Raw genomic sequence first — 16,668 nt, 5'->3', positions numbered from 1 at the left:
ACACGACCGTTAAGCCCTCCAGCGTCGATGGTACTTGAACCGCAGGGTTCTGGGAGAGTAGAACGTTGCCAAGCACAATGAAAGAGTCTTTTTGGAAGAAATTCCAAGGAGACTCTTTTTTTTACATCAGTACAAAATAGCGTAAAAAACCATACTAGCCCTATAAGGAGGGATTAGTATGAAAGCATTTTTTGTGAGCAAACGGGTGGGGATTTTATTAACTTGTCTTTGGGTTTTACAGGGGTGCTCGGTGAAGATGGACGCCGTGAAAGAGGAACTGGCTCCGCTCCAATCCTTAAAGCATTCAGCTGATACAGGACCTGCACCTAAACTAGAAGCAGCATCCAAACAAGCAGCACCTCCAGTAAAGGTATCCGCTCAGCGCCAGATGCCCGCTAAGCAGGTCGTCAAAGGGATTTATGTATCGGCCTGGTCTGCGGTAGGCAATAAACTGGAGCAACTGATTGATTTGGTGGATCAAACCGATTTAAACGCCATGGTGATTGATGTGAAGAACGATTCCGGGCAAGTTACATACACCTCGGCCGTACCTATGGTGAATGAGATAGGAGCCAATAGCCATGTTATCATTCGCGATTTGAAAGGGACGCTGAAGAGATTAAAGGACAAGCATATATATACGATAGCGCGTGTTGTTGTTTTTAAAGACCCCTATTTGAGTAAGAAGAAAAGCAATTATGCGATGAAGACTTATCAAGGCGGCGTTTGGCAGGATAATAAAGGAATAGCTTGGGTGGACCCATACAAGGAAGAAGTGTGGGAGTATAATCTTCAAATTGCCGAGGAAGCAGCCCAGCTAGGGTTTGACGAGGTTCAATTCGACTATGTGCGATTCCCCGAAAACAGCAAACGGGTTGACGCGGAGGTCAAATTCGATAACCCAAGGAAATGGACAAAAGCACAGGTCATTGAGTCTTTTCTCAGTAAGGCGAAGGAGCGTCTGGGGAACGAGGTTTATGTATCCGCTGACGTATTTGGTTTAACAACCTCCTCGGACAATGACATGGGCATAGGGCAGGACTGGTCAATGATTAGCAAGCAGGTTCACTATATCTCGCCAATGTTATACCCTTCCCATTATTCGAATGGAATGTACGGTATTAAGTATCCCGATCTGCAACCCTACGCGGTGATTCACAAAGCCATTAGCGATGCGAATGGGAAAAACTCAAACCTGATGCGAGTAAGTGCACCAACGGCGGAAATCAGACCATGGTATCAAGATTTTACAGCAACTTGGGTGAAACCTCATAAGAAATACGGGAATGTAGATGTGAAAGAGCAAATTAAAGCGGCTAGGGAACAGGGTGTGGAACAGTTTTTGTTATGGAATTCGAACAGCACATATTCCTATCGTTAACCGAATGTTCTTATTCGGATGGCTGTCGATCTCTGGAGGGGTCCTTTTCCTTGACACGAAAAATGGGCTTTTGTTAAGATTGCAATCATATACGGTGAGCAGGATGCTTATGTCGAAGTTTTTGAAGAGAAAAGATCTAAGGAGGAATATGTGTTGTGAGGGAAGACAAGTTTGGTAAAGAAGGTTTAACGTTTGATGATGTGCTGTTGGTGCCAAGGAAGTCTGAAGTGTTCGGTAAGGAGATCGACGTTTCAACAGTTCTTGCTCCTCATGTGAAATTGACTATCCCGTTCATCAGCTCTGCGATGGATACTGTTACGGAATCTGCCCTAGCGATTGCAATGGCCAGAGAAGGCGGTATTGGAATTATCCATAAGAATATGCCTATCGAGCTGCAAGCTGAGCATGTAGACCGTGTTAAGCGCTCAGAGAGCGGGGTTATTACAAACCCATTCTCCTTAACGCCAGAACACCATGTTTATGACGCAGAAGAGCTAATGGCGAAGTACCGGATATCAGGCGTGCCGATCGTAGATGAAACGAACAAGCTTGTTGGGATTTTGACGAATCGCGACTTGCGTTTTGTTCATGATTACTCCATTAAAATTAAAGAAGTAATGACGAAAGAAGGCCTTGTTACAGCTCCAGTGGGAACTACGCTGCAACAAGCGGAAGGCATTCTTCAAAAGCATAAAATTGAAAAGCTTCCTTTGGTCGATGATAATTTCGGTCTGAAGGGATTAATCACGATTAAAGATATCGAGAAGGCGATTCAATTCCCTAATTCTGCGAAGGATGCACAAGGTCGTTTACTTGTAGGGGCAGCTGTAGGCGTTTCTAAGGATGTTATGGAAAGAGCCGCTGCGCTTGTTAAAGCAGGCATTGACGTAATCGTAGTAGACTCAGCACATGGCCATCACATTAACATTGCTGAAACTGTCAAGAAGATAAGAGCTCAATATCCAGATCTTCCTATCATTGCAGGGAATGTAGCGACAGGTGACGGTACACGTGATCTTATCAAAGCTGGGGCATCTATGGTGAAGGTTGGGATTGGACCGGGATCGATCTGTACGACTCGCGTCATTGCAGGAATCGGCGTTCCGCAAATTACAGCTATCTATGATTGCGCGCAAGCGGCTGCTGAATTCGGTGTTCCCGTTATCGCCGATGGCGGTATTAAGTACTCCGGTGATGTGGTCAAAGCGATTGCGGCAGGGGCGAGTGCGGTGATGATTGGTAGTCTTTTTGCCGGGACAGATGAAAGCCCTGGAGAGTCTGAGATTTTCCAAGGACGTAAGTTTAAAGTTTACCGCGGGATGGGTTCTTTAGGTGCCATGAAGGAAGGCAGTAAAGACCGTTACTTCCAAGAGAACGAGAGCAAACTTGTTCCTGAGGGTATTGAGGGACGAGTAGCGTATAAAGGGCCATTAGCTGATACGGTATATCAACTTGTTGGCGGTCTCCGTTCCGGCATGGGTTATTGCGGAGCAAAAAACATTCAAGAATTGATCCATGATACGCAATTTATACGGATTACAGGGGCTGGATTGAAGGAAAGCCACCCTCATGATATTCAAATTACGAAAGAAGCTCCTAACTACTCCTTATAATTGTAACAATTTGGCTATAATTGGAGGCGCAGGATTTGAACCTGTGTCTTCTTTTTTTTGTCTAATAGGGTGTGTTACAATATAAAATGTTATAAAAATTACTAGGGAGAGTGAAGTTGTGAGATTTTTTAGTTTTACAAGGAAAAAAATTGCTTTGGTGTTAGGTGTTAGTTTAATCGCTCAATCCGTACTTTTACATATACAACCGGCGTTCGCCGCAGATACCAAAACACCAGCCGCAACAACAGCTCCTACGACGACTACTGCACCTACAGGGGGCGAGTTGAAGGTCAATGCCAAATCGGCAATTATTATGGAAGCAAGCACAGGTGCTGTTCTTTATGAAATGAATGCTGATGAGGCGCTTCCACCCGCGAGTATGGCGAAGATGATGACAGAGTACTTAGCGATGGAAAGTATCAAAGAAGGTAAATTCAAGTGGGACTCCCAAGTCACGGCTTCGAAGAATGCAGCTGATGTCATTGGTTCCGGCCAGTTGATCGCAGAGAATGAAACGTTATCTTTCAAAGATATGTTCAGTGCGATGTCCATCTATTCCGCCAATGATGCCTCTGTAGCTTTCGCTGAACTTCTGGGTGGGGGATCAGAGGAAAATTTCGCGAAAATGATGAATGAGAAGGCTAAGCAATTAGGCATGTCCGACCAGGCTCATTTTATCAGCGCTACAGGTCTTTCTCGTGCCGATTTGAAGAATCCTCCACAATCCATTGAAGGCGAAACGAAAATGACAGCGCGGGACGCAGCTATTCTTGCCTACAACATCCTCAAGGATCACAAGGAAGTTCTCGAATTCACGAAAATTCCTTCGTTAAAGCTGAGACCAACCGATAAAACGCCTATGATCAATTGGAACTGGATGCTGGAAGGCAATTCGACCAATGCTAATTTTAAAAAATATGCGTATACAGGTCTGGACGGTTTGAAAACAGGTTCCACAGATGACGCTGGTTATTGCTTTACAGGAACTGCCGAAAGAAACGGCATGCGTCTTATCACGGTTGTGATGGGAACGAAAACAGAACCTGAGCGTTTTAATGAAACAAGGAAGCTGCTTGATTATGGCTTTAATAATTTCGAGATTAAACCTTTCCTAAATGCGAAACAAGAAATAGATTCTTTGAAAATCGTAAACATTAAGAAAGGCGTTCAAACGCAAGTGCCTCTAGTAACTAAAACAGGTCTAACTTTCGTTACGAAAAAGGGCGCGAAGGATACTGATTTTAAAATCACGGCGGAGCCGCTCGAAGAAAGCAAATTGGTAGCTCCAATTGCGAAAGGCGATACGCTCGGTAAAGTGAAAGTTAGCTACAATGGACAAGAGAAAACGGCAGATCTAATTGCCAATGAAGATGTCGAAAAAGGAAGTTGGATCCGGCTGTTGTTCCGCTCCATCAAAAACTTCTTTGGCGACATGTTTAAAGGGATCAAGGGCGGTTCCTAGACCAGATAATGGGTTGTATAATGCCCCTCCTTCATGTAAAATAATTGTTTAGAAGTTTACTATCGAATCGTGTAGGAAACTGTATAAATTCGTACGAAGGTATAGGAGGAAATAAAGAATGGAAACAGGAACATCCCGCGTTAAAACAGGTATGGCCGAAATGCAAAAAGGCGGCGTAATTATGGACGTTATGAACGCCGAGCAAGCAAAGATCGCAGAAGCAGCTGGTGCCTCCGCTGTTATGGCGCTAGAGCGCGTACCTGCTGACATTCGTGCAGCTGGCGGAGTATCCCGCATGGCTGATCCAACTATCGTTGAAGACGTTATGAAAGTCGTATCCATTCCGGTTATGGCGAAAGCAAGAATTGGTCACTTTGTAGAAGCAAAAGTCCTGGAATCTCTGGGCGTTGACTATATCGATGAGAGTGAAGTTTTGACACCTGCGGATGAAGTGTATCACATCAACAAGCGTGATTTCACGGTTCCTTTCGTGTGTGGCTGCCGTGATCTAGGCGAAGCTTTGCGCCGTATTGGAGAAGGAGCTTCGATGCTTCGTACCAAAGGTGAGCCAGGAACAGGGAACATTGTTGAAGCTGTTCGTCACATGCGCATGATTCAAGGTCAAATTCGCAAAGTTCAAGGCATGTCCAAGGATGAGTTGATGTTTGAAGCAAAAACACTTGGAGCTCCTTATGAACTGATGCTGCAAGTACATGAAACAGGCAAATTGCCAGTTGTTAACTTCGCTGCAGGCGGTGTAGCGACTCCGGCGGATGCTGCTCTAATGATGCACTTGGGTTCCGATGGGGTATTCGTAGGTTCCGGTATCTTCAAATCGGACAACCCAGAGAAATTCGCAAAAGCGATTGTAGAAGCTGTAACACACTATACAGACTTTAAATTGATTGCAGAAATCTCCAAAAACCTAGGCAGCCCTATGAAGGGAATCGAAATCTCCAAGCTGCAAGCTTCCGAGCGTATGCAGGAGCGCGGCTGGTAATGACGAAAATTGGGGTTCTCGCGCTTCAGGGCGCGGTAGCAGAGCATATACGTGGCATCGAGAAGGCAGGCGCCGAGGGCGTTGTAGTAAAGCGTACAGAGCAACTAGCTGAGCTTGACGGCATCATTCTGCCAGGCGGAGAAAGTACGACAATTGGTAAGCTTATGCGCACCTATGGTTTCATCGATGCGCTAAGAGAATTTTCTGCGGCAGGAAAGCCGATCTTCGGCACTTGCGCAGGGTTGATTGTTATCGCGAAAGAGATCACCGGACAGCCGGAAGCTCACCTTGAGCTAATGGATATTACGGTGGCTCGCAACGCGTTCGGACGTCAGCGCGAGAGCTTTGAGACGGATCTGCCGATCAAAGGCATCGACGAGAATGTTCGCGCAGTTTTCATCCGTGCTCCACTGATTGAGAAAGTGGGCCCGGGTGTGGAAGTTCTGGCTACGTATGACGGCCAGATCGTTGCGGCGCAGCAAGGACACCTCCTTGCGGCATCGTTCCACCCTGAGCTGACAGACGATTTCCGTCTGCACAGCTATTTCTTAGATATGGTAAAACAAAGTCAAGCATAATTGATGGTACAAGCACCTTGATATCACCGGATACTTCGGTAAGGGTGCTTGCTTCCATATACAACCATTTTGCGCTAACGGAGGAATCTCCTTGTTTGATGTAAAGTTACTTCGAAACGATTTGGCTGCCGTGCAAGCAGCCATGCAAAACCGTGGAAAGCAGATTGAAGAGCTGAACGGTTTTACAGCATTAGATTTAAAACGTAGAGAGCTTCTTCAAGAAACAGAGCAGCTCAAGAATCGCCGCAACACCGTTTCTCAAGAGGTGGCTGGGCGTAAAAGATCCGGCGAGAACGCCGATGAACTGATTCAGGAAATGAAGGTTGTCGGAGACCGCATCAAAGAGTTGGACGACGAGATTCGCGTATTGGACGAATCCTTACAGCAAGTTCTCCTCTCCATCCCGAATATGCCTCATCCTAGCGTCCCTGTGGGCCGCTCGGAAGAAGAGAATGTGGAGATGCGCCGCGTTGGCGAGATTCCGCAGTTCGATTTTGAAGTGAAGCCGCACTGGGAAGTGGCGCAAGAGCTGGGCATTCTGGATTTCGAAGCGGCGGCGAAGGTAACAGGTTCCCGTTTTGTGTTTTACAAAGGGCTTGGCGCAAGATTAGAGCGCGCATTGATCAACTTCATGATGGACCTGCACAGCGATGAGCATGGTTATGAAGAAATGCTGCCGCCATATATCGTTAACCGCGATAGCTTAACAGGTACAGGTCAACTTCCGAAGTTTGAGGAAGATGTCTTCAAAGTTGAGAATTCGGAATATTTCCTAATTCCAACGGCAGAAGTACCGGTTACGAATTATCATCGGGAAGATATTTTGACGACAGAGCAGCTGCCTGTTAATTTTGTTGCATTCAGCGCTTGCTTCCGCTCGGAGGCCGGTTCCGCTGGACGAGACACACGCGGCTTGATCAGACAGCACCAATTCAACAAAATTGAGCTGGTTAAGCTAGTGAAGCCCGAAGACTCCTATGATGAGCTGGAGAAGCTCACAGGGCATGCTGAGCGCGTTCTACAGCTGTTGAAACTGCCATACCGTGTGCTATCCCTGTGCACAGGTGATATCGGCTTCACATCAGCGAAGACGTATGACTTGGAAGTTTGGCTTCCAAATAGCGGCGCGTACCGCGAGATCTCTTCCTGCAGTAACTTCGAAGACTTCCAAGCGCGCAGAGCGAACATTCGCTTCCGTAGAGACTCTAAGGCGAAACCGGAATTTGTACATACATTGAATGGTTCAGGACTAGCTCTTGGACGTACGGTGGCGGCAATTCTTGAAAATTACCAACAGGCGGACGGTTCAATTATCGTGCCTGAGGTTCTTGTTCCGTACATGAACAACGTAAAAGTCATTACGAAAAAATAGCACTTGCTTCTTTGCAAGGTTATGTGATACAATGCTTTTTGTCACTGCACAAGGTTGTCTCCTCTAGAGGAGACAGCTATCGTGGAGAGGTGGTCGAGTGGTTTAAGGCAGCGGTCTTGAAAACCGCCGAGGTGCAAGCCTCCGTGGGTTCGAATCCCACCCTCTCCGTAACCATGGTAATACCCCAACCAAAAAGTCATGCGATTCTGAATGAATCGTGTGGCTTTTTTTGTTATTTCTTTTTTACGAAGCAATTTACAAATAATTAAAAATAAATTAACACAAAGTGTGTATTTAGCATGATTCCCATTTTTTATAATAGACAGGATATTCCATGCTAAGGAGAGTGAGCAACAGTTGAAGACTGTCAGGAAGAGATTAATGCCCGTTCTGTTATCGGCGGCTGTAAGTGTATCTTCGTTTGGCTCCATTGTTTCAACAGCAGCTGCAGACGCTATTGTAATCCCGGGGACTCCGTATCAAGCGAACGGTACTTATGATGTAAATGTGCCGCACGTGTTTATTAACCAAGTTTATGGCGGGGGATTAACGACAGATGCTAGCAATACAGCCTCATCCCATGGTTTTATTGAGTTATACAATCCTACAGATCACGACGTCATCCTCAACGGGTGGTCCTTGCAATACGCGGATCGCGGATCGTCGGCTAAGACAGGCCCTACAGGTGATTGGCAGAAGCTAGACCTAGTAGGAACGATTAAAGCCAAATCCTCATTCCTTGTTCTTGGACAAGCTACAGGTTCAGGGTCTCCTAAATTTAATTTGTCATCTACATATGACCAGTTATGGACAGGACGCTGGATCAATAACAAAGGTTTGAAGGTTGCGCTTATGAGCAATCAGACAAAGCTCGAAGTTGCGAATAAAAATCCCTTTGCCAATAATCCAAAGCCTGCCGGTTATGTAGATATGGTGGGGACGGGAAGCAATGATGGCGACAATACGGATATTCAGACGGATATAGATGGCTATGAGTTTGACTATCCGAAGGGATCCACGGAAGGTACGTCGAAACAGAAGTCCATTCGTCGCAAAGCATTAGCAGATACAGATAATAACAAAGCTGACTTCGCACAATTTGATATCACTGGTTCCGCAACAACGGACCAAGATAGAGCTTTGAAAGGTCCGAAATACGGGGCTTATGGGGAATGGTTTCTTCCTTTAGGCTATACGAACACAAGTTTGCCAAATGCTTATGAACAAATGGCCTACTCCGTAACGATGAGCGTTTATGGCGGGAGACCACCGTACACGTTCTCAGCTACGGGTCTTCCAAACGGCTTATCGATCAATTCGGCCACAGGGGAAGTGTATGGTGCGCCTGCACAAGGAACCTCTGTCACAACTAACGTTTACGTAAAAGTAACAGATAGCTTGCTTGCACAGTACGGTCAGAACCTATCCTTAACGGTCATGGCTCCACAAGCTGTCAATGACGCTTTGAGCATCTCCAAAGTTGGACAATTTGCCGTAGGCGTTACGAATAAAGACGGCGGTGTAGCGGAAATTGTTAAGTACAACAAAGATAACAATAAATTTTATTTGGTAAATGGTTCAGGTAATCCACCTAGTTTGGAAATCGTGCGTTTAGACCTTGTGCAAGGTTTGGTCAAAGAGAAAACAGTCACGATGAAAGATCTGGTTGAGAAGGATGGTTTCTTATATGGAGACCTGACCAGTGTAGATGTCAATACGAAGACCAAACGCGTTTCCTTATCTGTTCAAGAGCAGGATTCTAAGAAGCCAGGGAAAATCCTTGTCATGGATTACGATGGCAATGTTCTGAAATCATATGAAGCCGGTGTGCAGCCCGATATGATCAAAACGACTTCCGATGGTCGTTACATTCTAACCGCCAATGAAGGGGAGCCGCGCACAAGCGGAGCAGATCCGGAAGGAAGCATCACGATTGTTGATACAACCAATGATATGGTTTCTCATGTTAGATTCAACAATGTCTCCGTTATTGATGATAAGGTGCACATTCGCGGTGCATCGGATCCAACAACCGGCGCTGTTACGGGCGAAGGACAGAAAGCGGATGCCGTGTTTGATTTGGAGCCGGAATACATCGCAATTTCTGAAGACAACACCAAAGCTTATGTGTCGTTCCAAGAGAACAATGCAATCGGAACCGTGGACATTGCTTCCAAAACCCTTTTGTCCGTAAAAGGATTGGGCTTCAAGGATTTGAGCCTTCCTAACAACTCCTTAGATTTAGTCAAAGACAATGCGATCAAGTTTGAAAATGTGCCTTTTTACGGCATGTATATGCCAGATGGTATTTCTACACAAACGATCGACGGGGTTCCTTACATCTTCACAGCCAATGAAGGGGATGTTACAGAATGGCCGGGCGTCAGAACCAACGGAAGCACGATTGGCGCTATGAAGGGTAGTTTGGTACCGGGTTCGGCGGCAGCCATCTTCTTGGCGGGGAAAACCGCTTATGACGGTGTCGAGGTTGCTGGCGATATGGGCCATGACAGCATTTATCTCTATGGCGGTCGTTCATTCTCGATCTGGCAAGCTAACACAATGGCTCAAGTATATGACAGCGGCAATGAGTTTGAGAAAGTGACGGCACAGCGTTTACCTAACAATTTCAATGCAAGCAATAGTAAAACGGCAATGGACGATCGCAGCTCGAAAAAAGGTCCTGAACCCGAAGATATCAAAGTTAGCAAAGTAGGCAGCAAGGTTCTGGCTTTTGTTGGGTTAGAGCGTGTTGGCGGCATTATGACTTATGATGTTACGGATCCAGCTAATGCGAAATTTGTAAACTATACGAACTCCCGTGTATTTACTCCTAAAGATAACTTGAACACGGACACTGGTCCTGAAGGCATTGAGTTTATCCCTGCTTCTGTTAGTCCAAATGGCAACCCGCTCCTGCTAGTGGCTAATGAGGTTGGCGGAACCGTAGCGGTCTATCAGCTGAATGTTCAAAAAGTTACTTTGGATAAGACGGTTTTATCTGTATCGGTAGGTGCGGTTCCAACAAAACTGACTGCAACAGTATCCGATTCCCAAGGAAATGGTATCACTTCAGGTACGGTACAATGGGAATCATCTAATCCTTCTGTTGCAACGGTTAATGAAGAGGGGGTTGTCTCTTTCGTAGCATACGGCAGCGCAGTGATTACTGCTGTTAGCCCAGATGGGTATGGAGCTGCGGAAGCTAACGTAGACGTATATTCTACGAGTACGGATGACAAAGGAAATGGTGGTGCTCCAGCGTCTTCTGGGCCAACGTCTCCATCTACAGTACCAACTACACCTAGTACTGGCGATGATAAAGCAACCATTACTCCTACTGTAGAAAAAGACAGCAAAGGTACTTCCGTAGCTAATGTTTCAGTCGCCCAAGTCACGCAAGCCTTAAAAGATATGGCGGAATCGACAAGTAAATTGACTGTTCTTGAAATTAAAGCAAGTGCAGATGCAGCATCCAACCAAGTGGACGTTAAGCTGCCTGCTGAAGCAATGAGCAAGATTGCGAACAGCGAAACGACAGGAATTAAGATTGCTGCTGGCATTGGACAAGTATCTTTTGACAAGCAAGCGGTCTCCACCATCTCCTCAGCCGCGTCAACTGGTGAGGTTTCCATCTCCATACGCAAAGCAGATGTGAATGACATTACGCAGAATATGGACACCGCGGCAAGAGAAGCAATTAAAGAGGCCGTGAAAGACCGTCCGATCTTTGATTTTACGATTACTGCTGGCGGCAAAACAGTATCCAGCTTCAATGGAGGATCGGCTCAAGTCGCGATTCCGTACCAACCGGCTGCAAATGAGGATATTAACGCTATTGTAGCTTATTACATCGCAGATAACGGTGAGATCGTCAAGGTAACGAATAGCCATTTTGATTCTGCCACAGGAACCTTAAGCTTCAACGTTAAGCATTTCTCGAAGTACGCTGTTGGTTATCAGAAAGCAAACTTCAAGGATACAGCTTCGAGCTTCGCAAAAGATTACATTACGTACTTGTCAGCAAGAGACATTCTGAATGGTGTCGATGATGATGCTTTCGCTCCGGAAGCGGATATCACCCGAGCCGATTTCACGTTGATTCTGGCTCGCATGGCTAATGCTGATCTAAGCGCTTATACAGGCACTGGCTTTGCAGATGTCAAAGCCGACAGTTACTATGCCAAAGCTGTTCAATGGGCGGCTGAGAAAGGAATTACGAGCGGCGTACGCGCAGGCGAATTCGATCCGCAGGCGAACATTACTCGCGGCCAGATGGCAGCTATGATTACCCGCTTCGCTTCGTTCATGGGCTATACGCTACCTAAGGCGACGCAGGCGACGGACTTTGCCGATCAAGCGGCTGTTCCTGCTTATGCAGTAGAAGCTGCGAAATCTCTGCAGCGAGCTGGAATCATTTCCGGCAAGTCCGGCAATTTCTTCGCGCCGCAGGATACGGCAACACGCCAGGAAGCAGCTAAGATGCTGGCGATTCTTATGCAACTGACGGTGAAATAAACAGTGGATTCACACAACTCCCCTTCGGCAACAACTTAGGGGAGTTGTTGTTTTTTTACATGGATAAAAGCCGGTCGGCTTCCGCATTTTAAACATGTGGAGGTGTTACCTATGAGCTATGATAAGCTGACAATTGATCAAACGGAATTGGTACAAGAGTGGAGTAATGTCCTGCCTACTACCCTGCAGCCTACAGATCAGGCGCGTGTATGGGCCGATGAAGCCGATCCTCAGACCGTTAGGGTTCATATTGAGGCTGGTGGACATACGGGCTACAATTTCGATTTTAAAGTCAACTACGTGGATGCTAGAGAGGTTAAAGTGGAGCTGATGGATGTCCAACAAGGCACCATGCACATCGATGAAACAGGTGATGTTGTGCAAAATCTAGTGGACGACTATGTTCGTCACATTCATGAATGCGCACAAGCGCTCCATAGAGTCACACACCATTAAAATGGGGAGGGGAGTTCACTCATGACGAAGCAAAAAACGCGGGATAAAAATTTGCAAAATGTAGACAAAGATTTCCGAACCGATGCTGTAAACAGCCACAATAGGCAGCAACAGCAGCAGCAAGTGAATGATCGCAGACATCAAGATGCATTGAATCATCAAGAATAAATTGCAGATTAACTAGGAGGGAATGATCTCTATGAAATCAGATGCCTATGGTGTAACGGATACATCCCAGAATCAGTCGAGCGGCAACAGCCAGCGACAAAAGCAACAAGAGCCCCTTTCAGGGTCGAAAAAGGTGAAAAACCGTAATCATTCCAGAAATAATGGCCATGGGGAAGGCGCCGGCCACGGTCATTAATCTTTTTAAATAAGCATGATTAAAGTTCGATAAACCGGACATACTATATTTGTCGGTGAGCAGAGAGGTGTGGTTCCGTTGGAGCATTCCGCGAAACAAAAACCGTTGCATAGAGGACTTTCATACCTGTTATAATCAGGCTGGAGGGGATGTGCCAAAGACACTTACCGTGTTTTATAAGCAGATTTTCCTAAAGGTTTACGTGTAACAAGTTTAAAAGAAATCAAAAAACACCGACAAAAAAAGAACCCCTAAAAAGGGTTCTTTTTTTCGTTTATTTCTAAGTAAACCTGCGAAGGATCTGAGTCCGTATGCTGTTCTTTAGAATGAACAGGCCGCGTTTTTCGATACAGCAATAATTTAATGCCGCCGCCGATCAGAATCACAGCTACGATTAACGTTTGACCGAAGTTGTTCAGCCAGTACATGTAATTCGCATGGGGGAATACCTGATACAGGAACTGGACAATGACTTCTTTGAATACATAGTAGCCTCCAAGAAGGATAAGTACGAATCCGATGGAGCGGTGATACGCTGACCAGTTTTCAACGATAGGTTTATCTACCAGTGTACCGTTCTCATACTTGGAGATACTCTGTAAGCCATCGAAGAAGCTGAAAAACCACAGAATCGGAATCAAAAAGAAGAAAAGGGACAAGCGCAGCACATCCAGCACATAAATGGAGAACAAGAAGATCGCCATCAATTGAATGCCCCGTTTATTCATGGAGAGATACAAGTGAGCTGCACCTGGGAAAATAGCGATAATCGTTGCTAATGTTCGGTTCTTGCGCCCAGAATCATCGCCGAAGTGAAAGTCGTCAAAAAGGCTGCGGTCAATAAGCGGCAGGCCATCTTGCTTACGCTCCTGCTGCTTCAGTGCATCGAACATGGTGTAAAACCACAAGACGGGCATAGCTAGCAGAAAAGCAACGAAGCTATTGTTATTGGTCATCATCGTGATGAAAAAGACGAGAACAGCAACCCCGAAGAACGAAACCATAGCGGTTAACCCGCGCTGCATGAGACCCAGCTGGAAATGACCCAGCCCGGGGATGAAGGAAAGCAGCATAACTCTCGTTCTTTCTTGCTGCGAGGCAGCGTGAACAGCGTAAGGATTAGGCTCCCATGCTGGCGCGTGGTCATAAGGTGTTTCAGCTCCGTAGGGTGATCCATGCGGTCCATATTGCGTCCCGTATTGCGGACCGGGATAGGGTTGGTAGCGCAGCAGGTAGACGATCATATCAATCATATTGATGACAGCAACGAATAATGCGAACAGGAAAAGCGAAGTGAGAATACCATCATCACGCACGTGAAAGAACGCTGCACCAACGAACATGAGAAATAAGGGGCCAAAGAATCCTGCTCCATATAAAATTGCGCGTACGACTCGATTCATATAGAGATGACCCGCTCCGGGGATGAAGGACAACAGGAATGCGGCGATGCTGCTTTTGTTAGGCATGAAGTGTATAGACCTCCTTGTGGCTTATTTATTTTGCAGTGTATCCAGCCAGGTTAATGTTTTATTTAGCAATCGGTCCGATATCGGTTGATCCATTTTCATTTCTGGAGGAGGAGCGGGCTGAAGTGCGCCTCGAGGCCCCAATTCCTGTGATAATCCGTGGAAAAAGCCTGTAGCGACTAAAATGAGTGTAGCAGCCGCGGCAATTCCGTAATGCAGCATCGTTGAGTGATACCAGGATCGCTTGGTTCCCAACGTTCGTGCAAGCACGGCATCTACGAATGTTCGTTCATCCTTTTCCAATACGGGCAATATCATAGTCATTTGCTCCATACAGATCATATACCGATCCAAACATTCATCGCATCGGTATAAGTGATGCTCCATTTCGCTGATTTCATGGGGTGGCAGCTGCTGATTGAGATATAGCCCCCAAGCATGTTCATCGTAGTGTTTCACATGAAATCCTCCTCCTTCCAGTTGTTACGGAGCCACTGCTTGGCCCTATACAGCTTCGACTCGATCGTTTTTACCGTTACCCCGTGGGCATTCGCTATATCTTGATAAGACTGATGTTGAATATAATAGGCCGTTAGTACTTCATGGTAATTGGCGGGGATTTGGTGGAGCTTTTGACGGACCAGCTCTGTGGTCTCCTTCATCAACACTTCATGTTCCACGCCATTTGAAGAGAAAGATGAGGTTCCTGCGGTTTGGACCGCTTGCATCGGAATTTCCATCTCTGACGTCATTTCTTCCCTTCGCCTGCTAGCCGACCGTTTAAAATCAATGGCCCGATTCACTGCTATGCGGGTCATCCACGTTTTGAGTCCTTTCATCTGGTACTGAGGGAGGGAGAAATAGATTCGGGACCAGACGTCCTGCGATAAATCCTCGGCATCTTTCGTATGGCGTACAATGGCGTAGATCGTCTGGAACAAGTATTGACGATAAGTCGCAACAAGCTCTCGGAAAGCCGCCTCATCACCATTCAATATGCGTGTTACAAGCTCTTGTTCCTGAATGTGCTTCTCCTCCTCTCCGCATAAATAGACGAAGGCGACCAGGATAACCCTGCACTTTACTCAAAAAAAAAGAGCGAATCGAGTAGATTCGCTTATTAACGGTTAAAGCGCCGCGGTAGATCCGCTTGACTGGACGGCTGGAATCTTAGGCGTGACTCTTACGAACCATTGAGATAGAAGGGCACTGAATACACCAAGGATACCAAGGACGATAAAGCCCTGATTCAAAGAGAACCAATCGCCGATAACACCCATCAGCACAGGGCCAACGAACATCCCTAATCCATAGATCGCTTGGAAAAATCCCATTGCCGTTGCCCGCTTCTCCGCTGGCATATGTTTAATGCTCATTCCCATCAATAGGGTGAAGGAAAGCCCCCGACCAAAGCCGGCGAAAGCCTGGGTAACCATAAGCACCCATAAATGATGCGTAAAAGGGATGGTAAATGTAAAGACCCCCATGAGAATGAAGCCCCAAACAACCATTCGCTTCTCGCCATATTTCGCTGCCCATTTCCGCCCGCCAAATAAGGAAGCTAGCGCAACCGGCACATTGGCGAATAAAGAGAGGAGCGATAAAGAGAATTTATCGGCGCCAAGTGAAGTGGCATAAACGGGAGTGAACCCGAAAACGGTTGCGAAGATGAGCACCTGCGACAAAATAGCGAGTAAAGACACGAAGAGAAGCGTACGGTCCGCCGCCACATTTCCGATGGCACGCATCGTGATTTTAGGCGCATCAGGCTCTATTTTTTCGATCAAAAAGAAAGAACCGATGAACCCGAGCACCCCCAGCAGAGCTCCTAGAATAAAAGCCGCCTCCCAGCCGAGCGAATCTGCCGCCCATCCCGCGGAAAGAATGCCGAGCACTTGCCCTAAGGAGTTGAAAAAAGAGATCGTGCCGATCGCTTTCGTCGACTCTTCATGCTTATAGTAGCTCGTAAATAAGACCGTGAAGTCGACCCACGTTGCCGCGGCCGCCCCCGCTAGCGCTCGGAGAATTAGAATCCACGTGAAATCGTGGGTAATCCAAAGTCCAAGTCCCCCAATGGCTGTAAAAAACAGCCCAAACGTAATAAAAAGCTTTCGTTTATGAAAGCGATCCGACATGATGCCTACCGGTATACGCAGCAGCATTTGGGAAATCCCATACATGCCAACGATCCATCCCGCCAGTTGGTGGTTCCCGCCAAGGAATTCCACATAAGGCGCCATGATGGGAACGCTCGTATACATGGACATCCAGAACAACAAGGTGACTGCGCAAAACAATGGAATGCGATAAGAGCTTGGGATTTTGTTAATCGACACGGGGATAGCTCCTTTCAGACCTGATCTAATTACTGTTTTATTATAGAACATCGACTAGGGCAAGGCTATGATTGGTTGTTTGCAAAATAAAGCAACCGGTGGAAATTGCTTAGAAAAAC

14 protein-coding genes and 1 tRNA gene are annotated in these 16,668 nt (G+C 46.5%); 11 read left to right on the top strand and 4 right to left on the bottom strand.

Annotated features, from left to right (window positions below):
* The first annotated feature begins 178 nt into the window (after nt 1-178).
* The 11 genes from AC3WTJ_RS35845 (at nt 179) to AC3WTJ_RS35795 (ending at nt 12,744) form a co-directional block, all read left to right on the top strand.
* The gene (locus tag AC3WTJ_RS35845) at nt 179-1,381 is read left to right on the top strand and encodes a putative glycoside hydrolase (protein ID WP_492526370.1); all 1,203 of its coding nucleotides are present in this window, start codon (nt 179-181) and stop codon (nt 1,379-1,381) included.
* A gap of 155 nt (nt 1,382-1,536) precedes the next feature.
* On the top strand, nt 1,537-2,994 hold the full coding sequence (gene guaB / locus AC3WTJ_RS35840; RefSeq protein ID WP_492526368.1) for an IMP dehydrogenase: 1,458 nt from the start codon (nt 1,537-1,539) through the stop codon (nt 2,992-2,994).
* A 118-nt stretch (nt 2,995-3,112) separates the two neighbouring features.
* Complete coding sequence (locus AC3WTJ_RS35835; RefSeq protein ID WP_127453480.1) at nt 3,113-4,456, top strand: D-alanyl-D-alanine carboxypeptidase family protein; 1,344 nt, start codon at nt 3,113-3,115, stop codon at nt 4,454-4,456.
* Nucleotides 4,457-4,574: 118 nt separating this feature from the next.
* Nucleotides 4,575-5,456, top strand: a complete 882-nt coding sequence (gene pdxS / locus AC3WTJ_RS35830; protein WP_127453478.1) for a pyridoxal 5'-phosphate synthase lyase subunit PdxS — start codon at nt 4,575-4,577, stop codon at nt 5,454-5,456.
* Nucleotides 5,456-6,034, top strand: a complete 579-nt coding sequence (pdxT, locus tag AC3WTJ_RS35825) for a pyridoxal 5'-phosphate synthase glutaminase subunit PdxT (protein ID WP_127453476.1) — start codon at nt 5,456-5,458, stop codon at nt 6,032-6,034. The genes pdxS and pdxT overlap by 1 nt, the downstream gene beginning before the upstream one ends.
* 91 nt (nt 6,035-6,125) lie before the next feature.
* The gene (gene serS, locus AC3WTJ_RS35820) at nt 6,126-7,406 is read left to right on the top strand and encodes a serine--tRNA ligase (RefSeq protein ID WP_157318584.1); all 1,281 of its coding nucleotides are present in this window, start codon (nt 6,126-6,128) and stop codon (nt 7,404-7,406) included.
* A gap of 83 nt (nt 7,407-7,489) precedes the next feature.
* Nucleotides 7,490-7,574: transfer RNA gene (locus tag AC3WTJ_RS35815), tRNA-Ser, on the top strand.
* Between the two features lie 189 nt (nt 7,575-7,763).
* Nucleotides 7,764-11,924, top strand: coding sequence for a choice-of-anchor I family protein (locus AC3WTJ_RS35810; RefSeq protein ID WP_492526365.1), 4,161 nt, complete (start codon nt 7,764-7,766; stop codon nt 11,922-11,924).
* A gap of 111 nt (nt 11,925-12,035) precedes the next feature.
* Entirely contained in the window at nt 12,036-12,380 is a 345-nt protein-coding gene (locus tag AC3WTJ_RS35805; protein WP_127453470.1) for a hypothetical protein, read from the top strand.
* A gap of 21 nt (nt 12,381-12,401) precedes the next feature.
* The gene (locus AC3WTJ_RS35800) at nt 12,402-12,548 is read left to right on the top strand and encodes a hypothetical protein (RefSeq protein WP_181646577.1); all 147 of its coding nucleotides are present in this window, start codon (nt 12,402-12,404) and stop codon (nt 12,546-12,548) included.
* Between the two features lie 31 nt (nt 12,549-12,579).
* Nucleotides 12,580-12,744 (top strand): small acid-soluble spore protein P, encoded by a 165-nt coding sequence (locus tag AC3WTJ_RS35795; RefSeq protein WP_379174283.1) that lies wholly within the window; start codon nt 12,580-12,582, stop codon nt 12,742-12,744.
* Between the two features lie 251 nt (nt 12,745-12,995).
* Here the strand turns inward: AC3WTJ_RS35795 and AC3WTJ_RS35790 are convergent, their stop codons facing one another.
* The 4 genes from AC3WTJ_RS35790 to AC3WTJ_RS35775 all read right to left on the bottom strand — a co-directional run bounded on the left by AC3WTJ_RS35790 (nt 12,996) and on the right by AC3WTJ_RS35775 (nt 16,549).
* Nucleotides 12,996-14,213: a hypothetical protein gene (locus AC3WTJ_RS35790; protein WP_492526362.1), complete on the bottom strand. Its 1,218-nt coding sequence runs from the start codon at nt 14,211-14,213 to the stop codon at nt 12,996-12,998.
* A gap of 24 nt (nt 14,214-14,237) precedes the next feature.
* Complete coding sequence (locus tag AC3WTJ_RS35785) at nt 14,238-14,672, bottom strand: anti-sigma factor (RefSeq protein WP_492526360.1); 435 nt, start codon at nt 14,670-14,672, stop codon at nt 14,238-14,240.
* Nucleotides 14,669-15,208: a sigma-70 family RNA polymerase sigma factor gene (locus tag AC3WTJ_RS35780; protein ID WP_407870076.1), complete on the bottom strand. Its 540-nt coding sequence runs from the start codon at nt 15,206-15,208 to the stop codon at nt 14,669-14,671. Before AC3WTJ_RS35780 ends, AC3WTJ_RS35785 begins: the two co-directional genes overlap by 4 nt.
* Before the next feature lie 132 nt (nt 15,209-15,340).
* A complete protein-coding gene (locus AC3WTJ_RS35775; RefSeq protein WP_492526358.1) occupies nt 15,341-16,549 on the bottom strand; it encodes an MFS transporter in 1,209 nt (402 codons plus the stop codon).
* Between the last annotated feature and the right edge of the window lie 119 nt (nt 16,550-16,668).

This window comes from Paenibacillus sp. FW101-FHT12H11 (assembly GCF_058790355.1).
The sequence above is the reverse complement of the archived record's forward strand: the minus strand, read 5'-3'. Positions and strand labels throughout refer to the sequence as shown.

Excerpts from the sequence above, each read along its gene's own strand:
- AC3WTJ_RS35845 (WP_492526370.1), top strand. The coding sequence starts at position 179 with ATGAAAGCATTTTTTGTGAGCAAACGGGTGGGGATTTTATTAACTTGT.
- pdxS (WP_127453478.1), top strand. The coding sequence starts at position 4,575 with ATGGAAACAGGAACATCCCGCGTTAAAACAGGTATGGCCGAAATGCAA.
- pdxT (WP_127453476.1), top strand. The coding sequence starts at position 5,456 with ATGACGAAAATTGGGGTTCTCGCGCTTCAGGGCGCGGTAGCAGAGCAT.
- AC3WTJ_RS35805 (WP_127453470.1), top strand. The coding sequence starts at position 12,036 with ATGAGCTATGATAAGCTGACAATTGATCAAACGGAATTGGTACAAGAG.
- AC3WTJ_RS35800 (WP_181646577.1), top strand. The coding sequence starts at position 12,402 with ATGACGAAGCAAAAAACGCGGGATAAAAATTTGCAAAATGTAGACAAA.
- AC3WTJ_RS35795 (WP_379174283.1), top strand. The coding sequence starts at position 12,580 with ATGAAATCAGATGCCTATGGTGTAACGGATACATCCCAGAATCAGTCG.
- AC3WTJ_RS35790 (WP_492526362.1), bottom strand. The coding sequence starts at position 14,213 with ATGCCTAACAAAAGCAGCATCGCCGCATTCCTGTTGTCCTTCATCCCC.